This window comes from Pseudoflavonifractor sp. An184 (assembly GCF_002160305.1).
In the GTDB taxonomy this organism is placed as follows: domain Bacteria; phylum Bacillota; class Clostridia; order Oscillospirales; family Oscillospiraceae; genus Lawsonibacter; species Lawsonibacter pullicola.
Window position 1 is genome coordinate 1 of the sequence record NZ_NFKI01000014.1, and the last position, 20,350, is coordinate 20,350.

The 20,350-nt window shown below is 64.9% G+C and carries 15 protein-coding genes, 2 tRNA genes and 1 pseudogene; 4 read left to right on the forward strand and 14 right to left on the reverse strand.

The window, feature by feature from the left end; all coding sequences use genetic code 11:
* Positions 1–200 precede the first annotated feature (200 nt).
* From B5F19_RS06605 to B5F19_RS06620, 4 genes are all read right to left on the reverse strand, one after another.
* Positions 201–1,202 carry an NAD(P)H-dependent glycerol-3-phosphate dehydrogenase gene (locus B5F19_RS06605; protein WP_087289182.1) on the reverse strand — a complete coding sequence of 334 codons (1,002 nt, stop codon included), beginning with the start codon at positions 1,200–1,202 and terminating at the stop codon, positions 201–203.
* Between the two features lie 141 nt (positions 1,203–1,343).
* Complete coding sequence (locus tag B5F19_RS06610) at positions 1,344–2,021, reverse strand: glycerol-3-phosphate acyltransferase (RefSeq protein WP_087289184.1); 678 nt, start codon at positions 2,019–2,021, stop codon at positions 1,344–1,346.
* On the reverse strand, positions 2,021–3,343 hold the full coding sequence (gene der / locus B5F19_RS06615; protein WP_087289186.1) for a ribosome biogenesis GTPase Der: 1,323 nt from the start codon (positions 3,341–3,343) through the stop codon (positions 2,021–2,023). Before der ends, B5F19_RS06610 begins: the two co-directional genes overlap by 1 nt.
* 105 nt (positions 3,344–3,448) lie before the next feature.
* Positions 3,449–4,816 (reverse strand): DUF512 domain-containing protein, encoded by a 1,368-nt coding sequence (locus B5F19_RS06620; RefSeq protein ID WP_242972718.1) that lies wholly within the window; start codon positions 4,814–4,816, stop codon positions 3,449–3,451.
* A gap of 308 nt (positions 4,817–5,124) precedes the next feature.
* On the opposite strand from B5F19_RS06620, the gene B5F19_RS06625 reads away from it, so the two are divergent.
* Both B5F19_RS06625 and B5F19_RS06630 read left to right on the forward strand, forming a co-directional pair.
* Positions 5,125–5,212 (forward strand) — tRNA-Ser (locus tag B5F19_RS06625).
* Positions 5,213–5,258: 46 nt separating this feature from the next.
* A tRNA-Ser gene (locus B5F19_RS06630) sits at positions 5,259–5,350 on the forward strand.
* Positions 5,351–5,705: 355 nt separating this feature from the next.
* Here the strand turns inward: B5F19_RS06630 and cobA are convergent.
* The 6 genes from cobA to B5F19_RS06660 form a co-directional block, all read right to left on the reverse strand.
* Positions 5,706–7,196 (reverse strand): uroporphyrinogen-III C-methyltransferase, encoded by a 1,491-nt coding sequence (cobA, locus tag B5F19_RS06635; RefSeq protein ID WP_087289190.1) that lies wholly within the window; start codon positions 7,194–7,196, stop codon positions 5,706–5,708.
* Entirely contained in the window at positions 7,193–7,816 is a 624-nt protein-coding gene (locus B5F19_RS06640) for a bifunctional precorrin-2 dehydrogenase/sirohydrochlorin ferrochelatase (RefSeq protein WP_087289192.1), read from the reverse strand. The genes cobA and B5F19_RS06640 overlap by 4 nt, the downstream gene beginning before the upstream one ends.
* Before the next feature lie 14 nt (positions 7,817–7,830).
* Entirely contained in the window at positions 7,831–8,586 is a 756-nt protein-coding gene (locus B5F19_RS06645) for an ABC transporter ATP-binding protein (protein WP_087289194.1), read from the reverse strand.
* A complete protein-coding gene (locus B5F19_RS06650; RefSeq protein ID WP_087289196.1) occupies positions 8,583–9,605 on the reverse strand; it encodes an iron ABC transporter permease in 1,023 nt (340 codons plus the stop codon). Before B5F19_RS06650 ends, B5F19_RS06645 begins: the two co-directional genes overlap by 4 nt.
* The gene (locus B5F19_RS06655; protein WP_087289198.1) at positions 9,574–10,539 is read right to left on the reverse strand and encodes an ABC transporter substrate-binding protein; all 966 of its coding nucleotides are present in this window, start codon (positions 10,537–10,539) and stop codon (positions 9,574–9,576) included. The genes B5F19_RS06650 and B5F19_RS06655 overlap by 32 nt, the downstream gene beginning before the upstream one ends.
* A 132-nt stretch (positions 10,540–10,671) precedes the next feature.
* Positions 10,672–11,610 (reverse strand): (4Fe-4S)-binding protein, encoded by a 939-nt coding sequence (locus tag B5F19_RS06660; RefSeq protein ID WP_087289200.1) that lies wholly within the window; start codon positions 11,608–11,610, stop codon positions 10,672–10,674.
* A 246-nt stretch (positions 11,611–11,856) separates the two neighbouring features.
* On the opposite strand from B5F19_RS06660, the gene B5F19_RS06665 reads away from it, so the two are divergent.
* Positions 11,857–13,266, forward strand: a complete 1,410-nt coding sequence (locus B5F19_RS06665) for an MATE family efflux transporter (RefSeq protein ID WP_087289202.1) — start codon at positions 11,857–11,859, stop codon at positions 13,264–13,266.
* 305 nt (positions 13,267–13,571) lie between these two features.
* Here the strand turns inward: B5F19_RS06665 and brnQ are convergent, their stop codons facing one another.
* The 4 genes and pseudogenes from brnQ to B5F19_RS06685 all read right to left on the reverse strand — a co-directional run bounded on the left by brnQ (position 13,572) and on the right by B5F19_RS06685 (position 19,114).
* Positions 13,572–14,843, reverse strand: a complete 1,272-nt coding sequence (gene brnQ / locus B5F19_RS06670) for a branched-chain amino acid transport system II carrier protein (RefSeq protein WP_087289204.1) — start codon at positions 14,841–14,843, stop codon at positions 13,572–13,574.
* 183 nt (positions 14,844–15,026) lie between these two features.
* On the reverse strand, positions 15,027–16,724 hold the full coding sequence (locus B5F19_RS06675) for a [FeFe] hydrogenase, group A (protein WP_087289206.1): 1,698 nt from the start codon (positions 16,722–16,724) through the stop codon (positions 15,027–15,029).
* 5 nt (positions 16,725–16,729) lie between these two features.
* Positions 16,730–18,632, reverse strand: a pseudogene (locus B5F19_RS06680) (NADH-ubiquinone oxidoreductase-F iron-sulfur binding region domain-containing protein).
* Positions 18,629–19,114, reverse strand: coding sequence for an NAD(P)H-dependent oxidoreductase subunit E (locus B5F19_RS06685; protein ID WP_204248300.1), 486 nt, complete (start codon positions 19,112–19,114; stop codon positions 18,629–18,631). The pseudogene B5F19_RS06680 and the gene B5F19_RS06685 overlap by 4 nt, the downstream one beginning before the upstream one ends.
* Before the next feature lie 372 nt (positions 19,115–19,486).
* On the opposite strand from B5F19_RS06685, the gene B5F19_RS06690 reads away from it, so the two are divergent.
* Positions 19,487–20,338: a YwqG family protein gene (locus tag B5F19_RS06690; protein WP_087289208.1), complete on the forward strand. Its 852-nt coding sequence runs from the start codon at positions 19,487–19,489 to the stop codon at positions 20,336–20,338.
* The last annotated feature ends 12 nt before the right edge of the window (positions 20,339–20,350 follow it).

Sequence of the window (20,350 nt, forward strand, 5' to 3'; positions counted from 1 at the left end):
CGCTGAACGCCTTGTCATACAAGGCATTCAGGGCATTCGATCCCACTCGAGGCGGGCTGCCGCCCCCTCGAGCTCCCCCGCCCTAACTTGAGCGGATTCACCTATACAGAGGTTTTTTGACAAGATGAAAAACTGGACCCGATTTCGGGTCCAGTTTTTTTATCGCTTTTTCGGAGGCGGTGGGGATGGGGGCCAGGCACTCAGGACCAGGACTCCTCCAGCTCCGAGCGCTTGGCCCGGCCCATCAGGTCGATGACCACCAGCTTGGGGTCCCGGCCCTCATAGAGCACCTCATAGGCGGCCTGGGCAATGGGCATCTCCACGCCGGCCTTCTGGGCCAGGGTCCGGGCGTTGGCGGCGGCGTAGTAGCCCTCCACCACCGCGCCGATCTCGTCCAGCGCCTGCTGGACCGGCTTGCCCTGGCCGATGAGAATGCCGCACCGGCGGTTCCGGGAGTGCATGGAGCAGCAGGTGACGATCAGGTCGCCCACCCCGGCCAGGCCGGTGAAGGTCTCCTTCTTCCCGCCCAGGGCCACCCCCAGCCGGGCCATCTCCGCCAGTCCCCGGGTCATGAGGAGGGCCTTGGTGTTGTCCCCGCAGCCCATACCGTCGGTGCACCCGGCGCACAGGGCGATGACATTTTTCAGGGCGGCGCAGATCTCCGTCCCAATGGGATCGTTGCTGGTGTACACCCGAAAGCGGGGGTTCATAAACAGATCCTGGACCAGCTCCGCGTGCTCCAGCCGCTCCGCCGCCGCCACCACGCCGGTGGGGATATGGCGGCCCACCTCCTCCGCGTGGGAGGGGCCGGACAGCACCACCACCGGGCAGCTTCCGCCCAACTCCTGATCAATGACCTGGGACAGGCGCAGGGAGCTTCCCCGCTCAATGCCCTTGGAGGCGGAGACAATCGCCGTCCCCGGCTTCACGATCCCCCGCAGCTTGGCGGCGGTCTCCCGCACCGCGTAGGAGGGGGTGACCATCACCACCACGTCGCTCTCGCCGGCGGCGTTCAGATCGGCGGTGAGATGCAGGGACTCCGGCAGCCGCACTCCCTTGAGCATGGGGTTCTCCCGGGTCCGCTTCAACTCCTCCGCCTTCTCAGGCCGGTGAGACCACAGAGTCACATCGTGCCCGTTTTCCTCCAGCACCAGGGCCAGGGCCGTCCCCCAGCCGCCGCTGCCCACTACCGTAATTCTCATAGATTCTTCCTCCCTCTCTGTTATCTTAGAGAGTGGAGAGTGAAGAGCGGAGAGTGGAGATGCGGTGTCCGGCAGAGCCGGACGGTTTCAAATCATTCGCCTCCGGCGAACTTAATATCTTCACTCTTCACTTTCCACTCCTTACTCTTTCTTGTGGTGCAGCGAAAACTTGTTTTCTGTTCCCGAGAGCAGCCGCTGGATGTTGCCCCGGTGCATGTACAGGATCAGACAGCCCAAACAGGCGCCGAACACAGTCAAAAAGACGTCGTGGTAGACAAACCAGGTGGCGAAGGGGAAGCTGGCCCCGGCCCAGCAGGAGCCCAGGGACACATACCGGGTCAGAACCGCCAGAAGGAGGAAGCCGCCCCACACCACCAGGGCGATGCGCCAGTCGATCATAATGGCGATGGCGCCGCCGGAGAGGATGCCCTTGCCCCCCTTGAAGTGGAACATACAGGGGAACATGTGGCCCAGCAGACAGAACAGGCCCGCCCAATACTCCGCCAAGGCAAAGCCGATGGTCTCGCTGCCCACCACAATGATTGGGGCGGCAATCAGCTTGCTGAAGGAGATAGCGGCCACAGCTTTGAGCACGTCGCACAAAATCACCACAAAGGTGAGGGGACCGCCAAATGTGCGGTAGAAGTTGGTGAGCCCCGCGTTGCCGCTGCCGTGGGTACGCACATCATCGTGGAGAATGTACTTGGAGACGATCACCGCTCCGTTGAAGCAGCCGCAGAAATAAGCCACTACCGCCACAAAAAGCGCCCAGCCCCACAGCTGTACCTCCCAGTCGTAAATTGCAGTCAGGTCTAACATCACTCCTTCTCTCCCTTCTGCCGGATGGTCAGCCGCACCGGGGTGCCCTCCAGGCCAAAGGTGGCGCGGATCTGGTTCTCCAGATACCGCTGGTAGGAGAAGTGGAACAGCCTTGCGTCGTTGCAGAAGCAGACGAAGTGGGGGGGCTTGATGCCCACCTGGGTCATATAGTAGATCTTCAAACGGCGGCCCTTGTCCGTGGGGGGCTGCACCCGGGCGGTGGCGTCGGCCAGCACCGAGTTGAGCATGCCGGTGGTAATGCGCATGGCCGCCTGGTTGTTCACATAGACGATCAGGTCAAAGAGCCGGTCCACCCGCTGCCCCGTCAGGGCGGAGATGAACACGATGGGGGCGTAGGTCATGTAGCTTAAATCCCGCATGACCTCCTGTCGCATCTTGTCCATGGTCTTGCCGTCCTTCTCGATGGCGTCCCACTTGTTCACCACGATGATACAGGCCTTGCCCGCCTCGTGGGCCAGGCCGGCCACCTTGGTGTCCTGCTCGGTGACCCCCTCCTGGGCGTCGATGAGGATGAGGCACACGTCGCTGCGCTCGATGGCCATGGTGGAGCGCAGGACGGAGAACTTCTCAATCCGGTCGTCCACCTTGGACTTTTTCCGCATGCCGGCGGTGTCGATGAAGCAGAACTTGCCCTTCTCATTTTCAAAGTAGCTGTCGATGGCGTCCCGGGTGGTGCCCGCCATGTCGGAGACGATGACCCGCTCCTCCCCCAGGATGCGGTTGACCAGGGAGGACTTGCCCACGTTGGGCTTGCCGATGATGGCCACCTTGATGACGTCGTCCTCCTCTTCCTCCTCGTCCTCCGGGGGGAAGTACTGGAAGCAGGCGTCCAGCAGGTCGCCGGTGCCGTGGCCGTGGACGGCGGAGACGGGGATGGGGTCCCCCAGCCCCAGGTTGTAGAACTCATAGATGTCCGGATTCTCCCGGCCCACCTGGTCGGCCTTGTTCACCGCCAGCACCACAGGCTTGCCCGAGCGCAGGAGCATGTTGGCCACCTCCTGGTCGGAGGCGGTCATCCCCGTCTTTACATCGCACACAAAGACGATGACCGTGGCGTTGGCGATGGCGATCTCCGCCTGCTCCCGCATAAAAGATAAAATCTGGTCGTCGGTGCCCGGCTCGATGCCGCCGGTGTCCACCAGGTCGAAGACCCGGTTGCGCCACTCGCAGGGGGCGTAGATCCGGTCCCGGGTGACGCCGGGGGTGTCCTCCACGATGGACAGCCGCTGGCCGCACAATTTATTGAACAGCATGGACTTGCCCACGTTGGGCCGGCCCACGATGGCGACTAAAGGCTTCATAAAATCACTTCCCTTTTTCGTTTGAGATAGGAGATAGGAGATAGAAGATAGAAGATAGGAGATATTTCCCCGTAACTCAAACTCCTATCTCCTATCTCATCACTCCTATCTATATTGAAAGTATTCCGTCTCCTCCCGCAGCTGCACCTGCTCCATGGGAGGGACCTCCAGGCCGCACATGGCGTCCAACAGCTCGTACCCATCCTGGGCCACGGGAGTGACCGGCACACCCAACTCCCGCTCCACGTCGTCCAGGGACACGTCGTCCAGAAAGACCCGCTCCCCGTGGCGGAGCATGTTCTGGGGGATGAGCAGCCGCTCCCCCAGGGGCTTTCCCCGCAGCTGGGCGATCAGGTCGCCGCCGGTGACCAGGCCGGCCACCGTGATGGTCTCCCCGAAGAAGTCGTTGCGGATGGGGTACACCGTACCCTCTATTTTACCACATTTTTCCCGGGCCAGGCCTATCAATTCTGTTAAGAATGGGGCGGCGGACACGCCGGTGGCGATGGAGAAGGGGGTGGTCCCCTCCATCTCCTCGGGCTCCATCAGATTGAGACCCCGGCAGAACTCCTGCCGCAGCAGCCGGAGCATGCCCACCCCGTTGTCCAGCTGGGTGAACTCCTCGTAGTAGTCCTCCTGGGGCAGGGGGCGCCCGGCCAGCAGGTAGAACTCATCGGAGCACCACACCAGGGAGGTGCCGTGCTGCGCCTTATGGGCGGCGGCAAAGGCCTCCACCTGGTCTATGAGGGCGGCGGCCTCCTGCTGTGTATAGGGGCGCAGGGGGTAGAGGCCCTCCCGGTATTTTGTGACCCCCACCGGCACCACGGAGATGCTGTTCACCGCCGGGGCCATGTCCGCCAGATCAAGCAGGGTGCGGTCCAGGGCGGGGCCGTCGTTGATCCCGGGACAGGAGACGATCTGGCAGTTCATGGTGATGCTGGCCTGGGCGAAGCGGCGCATGATGGCGATGCCCTCCCCGGCCCGGCGGTTTTTCAGCATTTCACAGCGCAGCTCCGGGTCGGTGGTGTGGACGGACACGTTGATGGGGGAGATGCGCAGGGCGATGATCCGCTCCACCTCCCGCTGGGACAGATTTGTTAAGGTCAGGTAGTTGCCCATGAGGAAGGAGAGCCGGGCGTCGTCGTCCTTGAAGTACAGGCTCTTCCGCATCCCGGGGGGCATCTGGTCCACAAAGCAGAAGATGCAGTTGTTGGCGCAGGAGCGGGCCCGGTCCATGAGGTAGGTCTCGAACTCCAGGCCCAGGTCCTCCCCCTCCTCCTTGCGGACCCGCACCGTGCGGCGGTTCCCATTGGGCTCCTGGAGGACCAGAGCGAGCTTGGGGTCGTAGGTGTAGAACTTGTAGTCCAGCACGTCCGCCACCGGATGGCCGTTGACCTCCAGCAGGGTCTCACCGGGGCGCAGGCCCGCACGATGGGCCGGGCTTCTGGGGTCCACCGACCGAATGACTGTCATGCTCACTGTACGCGCCTCCTCTCCAGACTGCCGGGTGCTGTTTTGAGCATATCCGATTTATTCTACAATAGAAGGGAGGGAATTTCAAGATAAATCGAGGGATTTTCCCCACTGACCCAAAGGAGCGGCGCAGTCCCCGGCGCTTCTGCCGGGAGCGGGCTGAGGATAGGATGGGCGGAACCGGCATAAGATAGGGCTGATCCGGTTTGGAAATCATTTGACAGATTTGTGCCGGATTCCAGGATTTTATACTTGACAGAACCCGTTTGCTATGATAACATATTACTCGCCTCTGATTGAAAAGACGAGGAGAGATGTCCGAGTGGTTTAAGGAGCCGGTCTTGAAAACCGGTGACTCGTCAAGAGCCGTGGGTTCGAATCCCACTCTCTCCGCCACTTTTTTCCGGGCAAAAGTAAAGATGTGTTGACGACTTGCAGCCATGCAGAAGTACCCAAGTGGCTATAAGGGGCTCCCCTGCTAAGGGAGTAGTCGGGTTAAACCGAGCGAGGGTTCGAATCCCTCCTTCTGCGCCAAAACAAAAGGGCATCCGAAAGGATGCCCTTTTGTTTTGGGTTTCGCCGCCCGAAGGGCGGCTCCACCCTTTGGTATTTGAATGCTCGGGATGGCAAAGCCATCCCTGCGCCAAGGTTTTCGCCTGCGGCGAAAACGCTGGTACGGCGCACCCGCGCCAACCGCCAGAAGGCCGGTTGGGTGGTTCTTCTGAAGCGGTCCTGTCAATCCCAAATATCGATTTCAACCGGCCCCTCTGAACCCGCAGTCTTTGTATTCCAAGGACTGCGGGTTTTGCGTATCAATGTAATCCGCCCCCACTTTGGAGGGCGGATATTTTATCGTCTTTTTGACGCTGTGCGGAAGCTGGGAGCGTCCTTATATCCTCCCGGACTGCGCGGCGTGGTCCGCCAGAGTCTGAACCACGCTCTCCGCGGAGATGTCGGGGGCGGTGAGGAAGGGAGCGCTGCTCCGGGCGGCCAGGGCCTTGGCGGTCACCGGGCCGATGCACACGCAGGTGAGGGAGGGGGGAGGGGTGACGCCGGTATCCAGCAGGAAATCCACGCCGCTGGCGCTGGAGAAAAGGAGATAGTCCGCCTCCCCCAGCCGGGCCTGGAGGACGGCCGGGTCCGTGTTGTCGGGCCGGAGGGCATAGAGGGGGACGTCCTCCACCGGGAAGCGCTCCGCCAGGCGGCGGTACAGCTCCCGGGAGCCCAGCTGGGAGCGGAACAGCCGCACTGGCTCGCCGGGGGAGAGCCGCTCCAGCAGGGCGCCGGCCAGCCCCTGGGTGGTGTGGACCTCCGGGCACAGGTCGGCGGAGATCCCGTGGCGGCGCAGGGCGGCTCCGGTGGCGGGGCCGATGACGGCAAAGCGGCAGGGGGCCAGGGCGCGCAGATCCACCCCCGCCCGGTCCAGGGCCCGGAAGAAACACTCCACCCCGTTCTGGCTGGTGAGTACCACCCAGTTGGGCTCCTGGGCGAGGAGGCTCCAGTGGAAGCTGATCTCCTGCTCCACCACCTGAGTGGTCATCAGAGAGAAGGGGCGGGCCCCCAGATCAGTCAGGGGGCGGCGCAGGCGGGCCTGGATGGCCGGCGTGCCGGTGAGGGCCACCCGCACCCCCTCCAGGGGGCGGGCCAGGGTGGGGGACAGGTCCAGGGCGGCGGTCTCCCCCACCACGATGACGGCGGGGGGGAGGACCCCCGCCCGCTCCGCCGCCTCGGGCAGCTGTTCCAGCGGGGCACGGACGGCGGCCGGGTGGGGGGCGCAGCCCCCCGAGACCACGGCGGCGGGGGTGTCCGGGGCCCGGCCCGCCGCCATCAGCCGCTGGACGATGGCGGGGAGCTGGGACAGGCCCATGAGGATGACCAGGGTGCCCTCTACTCCGGCCAGCCGGTCCAGCTGGTCAGAGACTCCATCTTTTGTGTGGGCGGTGATCACGTGGAAGCTGCGGCTCAGCCCCCGGTGGGTGACGGGAATGCCCGCCTGGCCGGGGATGGCGATGGCGGAGGAGATCCCGGGCACCACCTCAAAGGGGACGCCCGCCCCCTGGAGGGCCTGGATCTCCTCACCCCCCCGGCCGAATACGAAGGGGTCGCCCCCCTTCAGGCGGACCACCGTGTGCCCCGCCTGGGCCAGGGAGATGAGCGTTTGGGAGATGTCCTCCTGGGGGGCGGAGTGGCGGCCAAGCCGCTTGCCCATATAGAGCCTCTGGGCCTGGAGCGGAACGGCGTCCAGCAGCTCCGGGGCGATGAGGTCGTCGTAGACCACCGCGTCGCAGGTCTGGAGCAGCCGGTATCCCCGGAGGGTGATCCACCCGGCGGGGCCGCACCCGGCCCCCACCAGATAGACGCGGCCTGACGGTTGGGTCATGGCAATACCTCCTCACAAAACTGGCGTAAAAGGGATTCGGTCTCCTTGGAAGTGAGCGGCCGCCCCTTCTCCAGGGCGGCGGAGAGCAGGCGGGAGAACCAGCGCCTCCGCCGGGACGGGGGCAGGGCATCCTTTCCCGCCTCCCGCTGCTCCTCCAGCCAGTCCAGGATGGGCTCCAGAGATTCGGGGAGCTGTTCCTCCAGGGTGCGGCGGACGTGGGCGGCGGCGGCGGGGCTGGCCCCGCCGGTGGAGATCCCCACCGACAGCCGCCCCCGGCGGACCACGGCGGGAAAGAGAAAGGTGCTCTCCTCCCGGCTGTCCGCCACGTTCACCGGAATGGAGCGCTCCCGGCACAGCTGGGCCACGGTGCGGTTCAGGACCCGGTCGTCCGTGGCGGCCACCGCCAGGGAGACCCCCTCCAGCAGCTCCGGGACGAAGGGCTGCCGCAGCAGCTCCGCCCCGGACAGCTGCTCCAGCTCGGGGACAACGCGGGGGGCGCACACCAGCACCCGGGGGCCGTAGTCCAGCAGCACCCGGGCCTTCCGGGCCGCCACCGGGCCGCCGCCCACCACCAGGACCGTTTTGTCGTTCAGGTCAACAAACAGGGGAAAGCAGACCATACCCCGGGCTCCTCTCAATCGTAGTAGTACCGCCAGCCCCCCTCCGTCCGGATGCGGTTGAGGGGGGTGCGGAAGGTCTCGGCCAAAATTCCGGAGGAGAACAGCTCCTCCGGCGTGCCTGTCTGGAGGAGGCGTCCCTCCTCCATCACCGCCCCCCGGTGGGCGAACCGCAGGGCCAGGCACAGGTCGTGGAGGACCAGCACCACCGCCCTGCCCTCCCGGGCCAGGGCCTGGGAGAAGGCCAACAGGTCCAGCTGGTGCTGGATGTCCAGATAGGTGGTGGGCTCGTCCATGAGGATGGTCTGGGTGTCCTGGGCCAGGGCCATGGCCAGATAGACCTTCTGCCGCTGGCCGCCGCTGAGGGTCTGGACGGGCAGCCGGGCCAGCTCCCAGGCGTCCGCCTGCTCCAGGGCCCTGCGGGCGGCGGCGTGGTCCTCCGGGCGGTACCGCCGGGGGTAGGACAGATAGGGAAACCGGCCGTGGAGCACCATGCGGTAGGCGGTGATGTTGGGGACGCTCCGGGACTGGGGCAGATAGGTGACCTTCTGGGCCAGCTGCCGCCGGGTGAGGCGGGCGGCGGGCTGGCCGTCCACCAGCACCTGCCCGCCCGCGGGGGGCTGGAGGCCGGCGATGACCTTCAGCAGGGTGCTCTTGCCGCAGCCGTTGGGCCCCAGGAGGACCAGCACCTCCCCGGCTTTCAGGTCCAGGCTCACATCCTGCACCACCAGGGGGCCGCCGTAGCCCGCAGAGATATGTTCCAGCTGAATCAAGAGATTCTTCCCCCTCTCTGCCGCAGAAGCAGCCAGATGAAGAAGGGCCCGCCCGCCAGGGAGAGGACGATGCCCACCGGGATCTCATAGGGGGCGAACAGCACCCGGGACAGGAGATCGCACAGGGTGAGCAGGCACGCGCCCCCCAGGGCGCAGGCCAGCAGCAGGGGAAGGCTGTCCTCCCCCACGGTGCGGCGCATGATGTGGGGGACGATGAGGCCCACAAAGCCCAGCAGCCCGGCAAAGCTCACCGCCGCACCCGCCAGGGCGGCGGCCAGGGCCAGCAGGACAAGGCGCAGGGGCTTCACCGGCAGCCCCAGGCTCTGGGCGGTCTCCCGGCCCAGGGCGAGAATGTCCATCTCGCCGGAGAGGGAAATCAGCAGAATCAGAGAAACTAGAACCACCCAGAAGGCGGGGACAATCCGGTCCATGGACAGGTTGCTCAGCCCGCCGATACGGAAGTCGGTATAGCTGAGCACCGCATCGGGGAAAAAGGTGACCAACGCGTCAATGCCCGCGCTGAAAATGTTGGACACCGCCACCCCCGCCAGCGCCAGGGTGATACGGCTGGCCCCGGTGCGCTCGGCGATGAGCAGCACCAGCAGCACCCCCAGGAAGGCCCCCAGGAAGGCGGCCAGGGGGGTGAGGGTCACCGACTGGGGAAAGAGAGCGGAGCACAGCACCACCATCAGGCCCGCCCCCGAGTTGACCCCGATGATGTTGGGGGCGGCCAGGGGATTGTTCAGGACGCTCTGGATCACCGCCCCGGACACCGCCAGGGCGGCCCCCGCCAGCAGACAGCCGCAGGTGCGGGGCAGGCGGACGAACTGGATGATCTGCCCCTCCACCGTACCCGACAGCTGGCCCAGCAGGGCCTGGGGTATCAGAGAGGGGGAGACGAAGGTGGAACCCAGGCAGATGCTTAGCAGGGCGGAGAGCAGAGTGAGCAGGAGCAGCCCCGCCAGCACCCGCCCCACCGGGCGGAGCTCAGGGGTAGAGGATGTCCGCAAGCTTTTCATAGGCTTCCCCCCAGCGCGCATTGGGCTTCAGATTGTATAGAGAGTGCTCCAGGGTGTGGAACCGTCCCTCCTGCACCGCCCGCAGACCGCCCCAGGCGGGGTTGGACAGGAGAGTTTTCTCCAGGGTCTCCTGGGCGTCGGTGGCGTCCGAGCCCTGGAGGACCACAAAGATATAGTCCGGGTCGGCGGCCAGGATGGCCTCCAGGCTCAGCTCCTCCAGCAGGGGGGCGTTGCTGTCCGCCACATTGACGCAGCCCAGGTCGGAGAGCATCTCTCCCAGGAGGAAATCCTGGCTCCCCTTCACCTTGCAGCTGGAGCCGGTGGCACGGATGGTGAGCACCGTGGGGGCCGAGCCGTCCTGGCGCGCCTTGGCCGCCTCCACCTGTTCCTGGACCTGAAGGCCGTAGGTCTCATAGTTCTCCGGGCATCCGGTGAGGCCGGTGCAGATCTTCAGCATGTTCAGATAGTCGTCAAAGCTCTGGATGTCGAAGTAGGCCGTCGGGATGCCTGCGCGCTCAAAGGTGCTCTCCAGCTCCAGGTCCGCCGTGGTGTTGCAGCTGGCCAGAATGAAGTCGGGCTGGGCGGCCAGAAGGACCTCCAGGTTGGGCTCCTTCACCGCGCCCAGGTCGGCCACAGTCTCGCTGAGCCCCAGGTCGAAGGAGGTCCAGGCGTCGTTGGCCGCCGCCACAAGGGTGTCCCGGCCTCCGGCCAGGCACCACACGTCGGCAAAGCTGCCGATAAGGGCGGCCACCCGCTCCGGCCGCTCCACCGTGACGGTCCGGCCCAGGTCGTCGGTGAAGGTGTACGCCTGGGCGGCGGAGCTGGAAGCCGAAGAAGGGGCGGCGGAGCTGGAGGAGGCCGCGGGCGAGCCGCAGGCGGAGAGAGAGGCGGCCAGAACGAAGGCCGCAAGGAGAAGAATCGGAATTCGTTTCATAGATGGTTCCTCACAGAGTATTCGATGGATAAGCGGAAGGCGGAGCCAAAGAAAAAGCCCTGCCGGCAGAAGGGACCTTCTGTCGGCAGGACAGAGCGTGTGATGACAGCCGGCGCGCCGCCGGCGGGAGGGTCAGCGGCTCTCGCCCCGCTGAAGCAGAGGAGCGTCCAGAATGGACTGTTTGCGGGCCAGAACCTCGTCGCTGGTGAGCTGGGCAATGAAGTTGTCCGGGCCGATGCGGTCGATGAACGCGCCGAACCGCTCGCCGGTCCAGCCCTGCTCCCGGTACAGGAGGATGGCCTTCTCCACCAGCTGGAACACTTCCTCCTTGGTGTAGATCTCCGGCAGGCGGTTGCCCATCCGCTGGCGCTTGCCCCACAGGCCGCCCACAAAGACCGCATAGCCGGCCTTCTTCTCCGAGACGGTGTGGAACACGCAGTTGTCAATGCACTTGCCGCAGCTGGTGCAGAGCGTCCGGTCGATCTCCATGACGCCGTTCTCCATGTGGGCGGCGTGGACCGGACAGCGCTCCGAGGCCAGACATCTTCCGCAGCCGTGGCAGTCCTTGGAGTCGTACTCAGGCATCCGCTGCCCCATGATGCCGAAGTCGTTGAGGGAGGGCTTGACACAGTTGTTGGGGCAGCCGCCGATCCCGATTTTAAACTTGTGGGGCAGCTTTACGTCGTACCAGCCCTTGTAGAATTTCTCATGGAGCTCCCGGGCCAGGGCCTGGGTGTCGATGAGGCCGTGGACGCACACGGTGCCCTTGCAGGCCACAATGGGCCGGACCCGGGCCCCGGTGCCGCCGGTGTACAGGCCGCGCTCCTTGAGGAACTGGTCGAAGGGTTCAATGGTCTCATAGGTAAGTCCCTGGACTTCCACGGTCATGCGGGAAGTCATGGCAACGGCTCCGCTGCCGAACTTTTTGGCGGCCTCGGCGGCCACCATGAGCTCCTCACTGGTGAGGACCCCGTCCTCGGTGATAATGCGGCCTACAAAATGCTCCCCATCCCGGGTCATAATGTAGCCGCGGCCCTTCAGGGCCTTCTTCTCGGCATCGGTGATCTTCATGTTTTCCCCTGCTTTCCTCAAAATCTGGCGCGCTCACGCCGCGCCTGCACAGGCATCCTTGTGGGTGAAGCACCTCCATTATAATCGCAGGGCGGGAGAAATGCAAGCAAACCTTACAAAAACCGCCGGGAAAACAGAGGGCGCGCTGGACATTTTTCGCGCCATCCTCTACAATGGAGGCGAGAGGACCGGCGGTCCGCCGCCCGGAGGGGAGCGGCCCGCCCCAGCGGGAGGGAGGAGCGAAATATGGAGGAGCATGCCCTGTCCCAGAGCGGGCCCGGCCTGCCGCCGGAGACCTGGAGGGAGCAGTTTGTTCAGGTGCTGACCCTGAGCGTGCCCGCCATTCTGGCGCAGATCAGCTCCATGGCCATGCAGTACATCGACGCGGCCATGGTGGGCAGCCTGGGGGCCAGGGCCTCGGCCTCCATCGGCCTGGTGTCCACCTCCACCTGGCTGCTGGGGGGCATGTGCATCTCCCTGGCCACCGGCTTTTCCGTCCAGGTGGCCCATCTGATCGGAGCGAACCGGGAGGAGGAGGCCAGGGACGTGCTCCGGCAGGCCCTGCTGGCCGCGCTGGTGGTGGGAGCTCTGCTGTGCACGGTTGGAACCTCCATCAGCGGGGCGCTGCCCGCCTGGCTGGGGGGCGAGGCGGAGATTCTGGGGGACGCCTCCAGCTACTTTTTCATCTACTCCTGCGCCCTTCCCGCGGTGCAGATGCGCCAGCTGTGCGGAAGCATGCTCCAGTGCAGCGGGGATATGCGCACCCCCAGCCTGCTCAACGCCCTCATGTGCGGGGAGGACGTGGTGTTCAACAGCCTGCTGATCTTCCCAGGCATCTCCATCCCCGGGACCGGGCTGTCCCTGCCGGGGGCGGGGCTGGGGGTGACAGGGGCCGCCCTGGGGACCGCCATGGCGGAGTGGGTCACCGCCCTTTTGATGCTGCTGACCGTCTGCCTGCGCGCCCCAAAGCTGCGCCTGACCCGGGAGCGGGGGCGCTGGCTGCCCACCGTCCGGTGCCTGCGCACCGCCGCCGGCATCTCCATCCCCATGGCCTTTGAGTATACGGTCATGTGCGGGGCGCAGATCGCCTCCACCCGGATCGTGGCCCCTCTGGGGACGGTGTCCATCGCCGCCAACTCCCTGGCGGTGACGGCGGAGAGCCTGTGCTATCTGCCCGGCTATGGGGTCGCGGCGGCGGCCACCACGCTGGTGGGACAGAGTCTGGGGGCGAAGCGGCGGGACCTGGCCCGGCGGTTTGCCCGGATGTGCGTGCTGCTGGCGGTGGCGCTGATGACCCTCATGGGGGCCCTCATGTTCTGGTTTGCCCCGGCGGTGTTTGCCCTGCTCACCCCCGACCCGGCCGTCCGGACGCTAGGGGTGCAGGTGCTGCGCATCGAGGCCTTTGCAGAGCCCCTGTACGCGGTATCCATCGCCTCGGCCGGGGCCATGCGGGGGGCGGGGGACACCCTGGTGCCCAGCATCCTGAATCTGGTAAGCATGTGGGGGGTGCGGATCACCGCCGCCGCCCTGCTGGCCCCGCGCATCGGCCTGGCCGGGGTGTGGCTGGCCATGTGCGGCGAGCTGTGCTTCCGCGGGGTTCTCTTCCTGATCCGCCTGCTGCGGGAGCGCTGGCTGGACCGGAAGGTGTTTGGCTGAACCAAAAAAGCGCTCTGGGCTTTTGCCCAGAGCGCTTCAGTTTGTCGAAAACCTCTGTTTAGACGAATCCTCCCGAGTAATGGCGGGGGAGCTCGAGGGGGCGGCAGCCCGCCTCGAGTGGGATCAAATGCCCTGAATGCCTTGCTTGGAAAGGCGTTCAGCGAGCGCAGCGAGGACTTTTCCGCCGCGCAGCGGCGGGAAAGTAACGGCATTTTTCAGGCTGTCGGAAAAGTCCTTGGACTTTTTTGACAGCCTGAGGCGCTCTGGGCTTTTTGCCCAGAGCGCTTTTTCACTGTGTGGTGAGATCAGGGGGCGTCCTTCCCAACCGGTTTGGAGAGGAGGGCGCCGATCACCCCGCCCACCGCGGCGGGGATGAGCCAGCCGAAGCCGTAGTCATAGAAGGGGAGGAGCTCCACGAGGGGGAACAGGTCCAGGTAGTCGTGGAAGGTGAGCACCAGAGCGGTCAGGGTGGCCCCCAGGGCCGCCCCCTTGTAGAGGCCGGCGCGGGAGATCCAGTTCTGGAAGGCCAGCAGCACCACCGTGGTCATGAAGGGGGGACAGATCACCGACAGCACCGGGTTGGCGATGTTGATGATGGTGGACAGGCCCAGGTTGCAGATGGCGCAGCCGATGACCGCCAGCAGGAAGATGCCGGCGCGGTAGGAGAGGCGGCCTTTGGTCATCTCCTCAAAGTAGGAGGCGGTGGCGCCGAAGAGGCCGATGGCGGTGGTGAGGCAGGCCAGGGTGACCACAATGGCCAGAATCACCACTCCGGCCTGACCCAGCAGCTCCTTGGTGATGGCCACAATGAGGGCGGCCTGGTCCAGACCGTCCCCAAAGGCGGTGCTGGTGGTGGCGCCCAGGAAGGTGAGCCCCCCGTATACCACGGCCAGAAGCAGGGCGGCCACGCCGGTGGAGCCGGCCACCTGGGGGCGCTGCTCCTTCCAGGTTTTCAGGCCGGACTGGACCATGGAGTCCTGAATGATAATGGCGAAGCCGGCCACCGACAGAATGTCCATGGCCTGATAGCCGGCCAGCAGTCCCTCCTGGGCGATGTTGGGAGAGGCGGCCGGGCCGATGGGGCCGATGGGATTGGCAATGCCCACCACGATCAGGATCAGAATTCCGGTGATGAGCACCGGGGTGAGGCACTTGCCGATGATGTCCACCAGGCGGCTGGGGCGGATGGTCAGGAGGACCACCACCACAAAGAATAAAATGGAGAAGGGGAACAGTCCCAGCCCGTCAAACAGGGGGCGGACGGCCATCTCATAGGTGGTGGCCGCCGTGCGGGGCGGGGCGATGAACACGCCGGTACAGAGGATGGCGGCGGTGTTCAGAATAACCCCCGGCTTGGCGCCGACGGATTTGTTCATGGCCTGAACGCTGCCCCCGCCGTGGATGGCGGCATAGATGCCCACGCAGGAGAGAACCTCTACCAGGAAGAAGCAGAGAAAGCCGATGCCCCAGTCCTCTCCGCCTGATTTTCCCAGAAAAGGCGGGAAAATCAGATTCCCGGCCCCGAAAAACATGGCGAACAAGGCAAAGCCGGAGACAAAGAACTGTCGTGTCCGCATTGAAGAACCTCCTCGCGCCGCGGCAATGCGGCGCGTTTTTTTCTAATATGCGCCAAAAGGCGACTTTGTATATCATACCGGGTTTTGGCAGCTATTGCAAGGAAAACTTTGAAAAAGCGTGAAAAAGCCTAAAAAAGTCCAGGCGCCGCAGCCGCGGCGCCTGGAAATCAGGAGGGAGAGGGGTTATTTCTGATAGCTCACATGGAGCAGCTCGTGGCGCTGCTCATGGGTGAGCTTCTGCAGGATGGAGGTGACGCCGGGGTTGTACTCCGCCCGCTTGAAGGGGGCGGACCGGTCGGTGGCGTACAGGCCGGCGGAGCGGGCCTGCTTTTTGGCCTTGAGGCCGTAGGGCTGTCCCGCGCCGCCCACACAGCCGTTGGGGCAGGTCATAACCTCGATCAGGTCATAGTAGGCGGTGCCCTCGTCGATCTCCTTCAGGAGCTTCTGGGCGTTGTTGAGGCCGTGGACCACCGCCAGCTTGATCTCCCGGTCGCCCACGGGGATGGTGGCCTCCCGGATGGACTCGTTGCCCCGCAGGGGGGAGTACTCCAGGGCCCGGAGGGTGTTCCGGGATTTGTCGGGCATGCAGTGGCGGACCACCGCCTCGGCCACGCCGCCGGTGGTGCCGTAGATGGTGCCCGCGCCGGAGCCCAGGCCGAAGGGCAGGTCGGGGGCCTCCAGGTCCAGCTGGGGCAGCTGGATGCCCGACTCCTTGATCATGTTGATGATCTCCTGGGTGGTGAGGACCAGGTCCACGTCGGGCTTGCCCTCGTGCTGGAACTGGGGCCGGGCGGCCTCCATCTTCTTGGCGGTGCAGGGCATGATGGCGATGTGGAAGGTGGTCTTTCCGTCCTGGGCGTCCTTCTCCTGGTAGTGCTTGCGCACGATGGAGGCGAACATCTCCATGGGGGACTTGCAGGTGGAGATGTGCTTTAAATACTTGGGGTTCTCCATCTCCAGATATTTGACCCAGGCGGGACAGCAGGAGGTGAACATGGGGAAGGGCCCCCCCGCCTCCAGCCGGGCCAGGAACTCCTCCGACTCCTCGATGGTGGTGAAGTCGGCGCCGAAGGTGGTGTCGTAGATCTCGTCGATCCCCATGTACTTCAGGGCGGTGACCAGCTGGTCCAGCACGTTGGTGCCCGCGGGCAGGCCGAAGGCCTCGCCCACCGCCACCCGGACGGCGGGGGCGATCTGAACCACGGTGCGCACCTTGGGGTCGTGGATGGCCCGCCAGGCCTTGCCGATCTGGTTGTAGATGGTGATGGCGCCGGTGGGGCACACGGCGGCGCACTGGCCGCAGCTGATGCAGTGGGTCTGGGACAGGGTGCGGCCGAAGGCGGGGGACACCCGCATGTTATAGCCCCGCTGGGCGAAGTCGATGATGTCCATGCCGATGGTCTCGCCGCACATGCGCACGCAGTCGCCGCACAGGATGCACTTGCTGGGGTCCCGGACCACGGCGGGGCTGCTGTCGTCCAGCTGGGACTCCTCCCGGCTGTCCCCGAAGCGCACCTTCCGCACGCCGAAGCGCATGGCCAGCTCCTGGAGGCGGCAGTCGCCGCTCTTCTCACAGGTGGTGCAGGAGCAGTTGTGGGAGGCCAGCAGCAGCTCCAGGATCATCCGCCGGTGTTTTAACAGCCGGGCGGTGTTGGTGCGGATGGACAGGCCGTCCCGGGGCTTCATGGAGCAGGAGGTCTCGATCTTGCCCCGCTCGTCCTCCACCACGCACATGCGGCAGGCCCCGTAGACGGACAGGTCGGAGTAGTAGCAGAAGGTGGGCATCTCGATGCCGGCCTTGCGGATGACGGAGAGGACGTTGGGCTCCCCGTCGAAGGGGACCCGCTGGCCGTCGATGTACATGATTCCTTTGTTTGCCATACCGCTCACTCCTCCCGAATGGCGCCGAAGGGACAGCAGCCCCAGCACGCGCCGCACTTGATACATTTCTCCGTGTCAATGACATGGGGCATCCGGATCTGGCCGGAGATGGCCTCCATGGGGCACTGGCGCATACACTTGCCGCAGCCCTTGCACAGCTCCGGATCGATCTGGAGCACCTTTTTCCGGCCGTTGCAGTGGGGGCAGTGCTTGTCCACCACGTGGGCCAGGTACTCGTTCCGGAAATACTTCAAGGTGCTCTGCACCGGTTTGCAGGCGCTCTGGCCCAGGCCGCACAGGGCGGTCTCGGTGATGGTGGAGGACAGGTCCTCCAGCAGGTCCAGGTCCTCCAGAGAGCCCTCGTTGTTGACGATGCGGGTGAGGATCTCCAGCATGCGGCGGGTGCCCTCCCGGCAGGGGACGCACTTGCCGCAGGACTCGTTCTGGGTGAAGTTCATGAAGAACCGGGCCACCTCCACCATGCAGGTGTCCTCGTCCATGACCACCAGTCCGCCGGAGCCGATCATGGCCCCCACCTTTTTCAGGGAGTCGAAGTCCATGGGCATGTCCAGGTGCTCCTCGGTGAGGCAGCCGCCGGAGGGGCCGCCGATCTGCACCGCCTTGAACTTCTTCCCGTCCTTGATGCCTCCGCCGATGTCAAAGATGACCTCCCGCAGGGTGGTGCCCATGGGGACCTCGATGAGGCCGGTGTTCACCACGTTGCCGGTGAGGGCGAAGGCTTTCGTTCCGGGGCTGCCCTCGGTGCCGATGGAGCGGTACCAGGCGGAGCCCTTTCGGATGATGAGGGGCACGTTGGAGAAGGTCTCCACGTTGTTCAGGACCGTGGGCCGGGCCCACAGGCCCTTCTCCACCGTCCGGGGGGGGTTTCACGCGGGGCATGCCCCGGTTGCCCTCGATGGAGGCGGTGAGGGCGGAGCCCTCGCCGCACACGAAGGCGCCGGCGCCCCGGTTCACATGCAGGTGGAAGGAGAAGTCGGTGCCCATGATGTGGTCCCCCAGGAACCCCATCTCCTCCGCCTTGGCGATGGCGGTTTTCAGCCGGGAGAAGGCCAAGGGGTACTCGGCACGGACGTAGATGTAGCCCTCATCGCTGCCGGCGGCCACGCCGGCGATGAGCATGCCCTCGATGATGGAGTGGGGGTTGCCCTCCATGATGGACCGGTCCATGAACGCGCCGGGGTCGCCCTCGTCGCCGTTGCACACCACATATTTCTTGCCGGGGGGCTGTTTCCGCACGCTCTCCCACTTGCGGCCGGCGGGGAAGCCGCCGCCCCCCCGGCCCCGCAGGCCGGAGTCGGAGATCTCCTTGCAGATCTCCTCGCCGGTCATCTCGAACAGGGCCTTCTCAAAGGCGGAGTAGCCGTCCCGGGCGATGTACTCGTCGATATCCTCCGCGTCGGTGGAGCCGCAGTTCTCCAGCACCACCCGGTGCTGCTTTTTGTAGAAGGGGATCTCGTCGTGCTTGGCGTAGGTCACCCCGTCCAGCTGGTACAGCAGCCGCTCCACCAGCTCCCCCTTCAAAAGGGTCCTGTCGATGATCTCGTCGCAGTCGGAGACCTGGACGTGGGTGTAGAGGATGCCGTCCGGCTCGATCTGGAGCAGGGGCCCCATCTCGCAGAAGCCGTGGCAGCCGCTCTTTTTCAGGTGGAGCTCCTTCCCCTTGGCGGGGGCCTCCACCTCGCCGTCCTCGTGGAGCAGGCCCACCTGGACCTGGATGCCCCGCTTGGCGCAGGCCTCCTTTAAATAGTCGTAGATGTCCAGAGAGCCGCCGGCGATGCAGCCGGTGCCCGCGCAGATGAGCACCTGCTTCTTCTGGGCGGACAGGGCCCGCTTGTCCTTGATCTGGCGGACTTCAAACTGTTCCCGGGTAATGGTACCGCTTGTCATTGGGCAGCCTCCTCCTTCCGCAGCTCCCCCAGAAGCTCAATGGCCAGCTCCGGGGTCATCTTGGAGTGGACCTGGTCGTTCACCGTCACCACCGGGGCCAGGCCGCAGGCGCCCAGGCAGGCCACCGTCTCCAGGGTGAACAGGGAGTCGGCGGAGGTCTTCTGCTTGTCCTCCAGCTCCAGGTACTCCCGGATGGCGTTGTAGATGGGTTGGGACTTGCGCACATGGCAGGCGGTGCCGTCACAGACCTTGATGATGTACTTCCCCTTGGCCTCCAGGGAGAAGTTCTCATAGAAGGTGGCCACGCTGTACACCTTGGCCACGCCGATATCCAGCTTCTGGGCGATGCGTTCCAAGACCTCCGGGCTGAGGTACTTGTATTCCGCCTGAATATCCTGCATAATGGCGATGAGATGGTGGCGCTGGCAGCCGTAGGAGTCGATGATCTCCTCCACGCGCTCCATTGAGATTCCGTTGGACATAGTTTTCTACACCTCGTCTTTCCTGGTCAACGCCCAAAATGGGCAGTATACCCCACATAATACCATAATAATGGATTCGAGAATGGAAAGCTATTGGGCATTTTGCTGAATTATTGGCATGGATGGGAATCTGAAAAAATATCCTATGAAGGAAATCATGCAAATTCTGCCGGGAAAACCGGGAGGGCGGCGAGAGAAAACCGGGCCAGAATGCGGAAAAAGAGATTTGACAGCCGGGCGGGAAGCTGGGCATGAATTTTTAGACTGTTTGACCAAAAGAACCGGTTTGTGGTAGGATAGAAAAAGCAGTTTACCAAAGGGGACCGGGGGCGGCTTTCTTCTGCCGCGCCCGGAGCCCGGAAAGGACGCAACATGGATTGGAGACAAGTGTTACCACCCCTGTGCCGGAGCCGGATTGAGACCCGGTTCGCCCCGGCCGGGGAGGACCTGCCGGCGGGGAGCAGCAAATTCGGCGGCCGGCCGGACGTGCCCGCCGGCTTTGTGTGGCCGGTGTTTGAGACGAAGACCTTTGACGGCGAGGAGGGGAAGCCCCGGCCTCTGGCCTTCCTGGCCCAGTTCGACTGCGCACGGCTGGCGGAGCTGGACCCGGAGGGGCTGCTGCCCAGGACCGGCCTGCTCTCCTTCTTTTATGAGCTGGGCTCCCAGCGGTGGGGCTATGACCCCAAGGACGCGGGCTGCGCCCGGGTGTTCTGGTTTGACGGGGAGCCCGTGGCCCCGGCGGAGTTTCCCCGGGACCTGGAGGAGGACTTCCGCCTGCCGGAGCTGGCGGCGGAGCTGTCGGGCGGTACGGACGCGCCGGACTTCCAGGACGCCTGCCTGGCCCTGGACTACCCCTTCACCGCCAACGACTACCGCTTCTTTGACCAGGCCCGGCGGGAGCTGGGGTACGCCTATCCGGACAACCGCTCCCAGCTGCTGGGCTGGCCGGACATCATTCAGAACAACATGACCCTGGAGTGCGAGCTGGTCTCCCGGGGCTATTACCTGGGGGGGAGCTGGGAGAGCGTCCCTCAGGAGGAGCGGGACGCGTTACGCGCGCCCAGCGTCCAGGACTGGCGGCTGCTGTTCCAGCTGGATACGGTGGCGTCCGGGGATTTTGAACTCATGTTCGGCGACTGCGGCCGCATCTATTTTTACATCCGGAAAGAGGATCTCCTGGCCCGGCGGTTTGACCGGGCATGGCTGGTCCTCCAGTGCATGTGAGCGCTGTCAGAG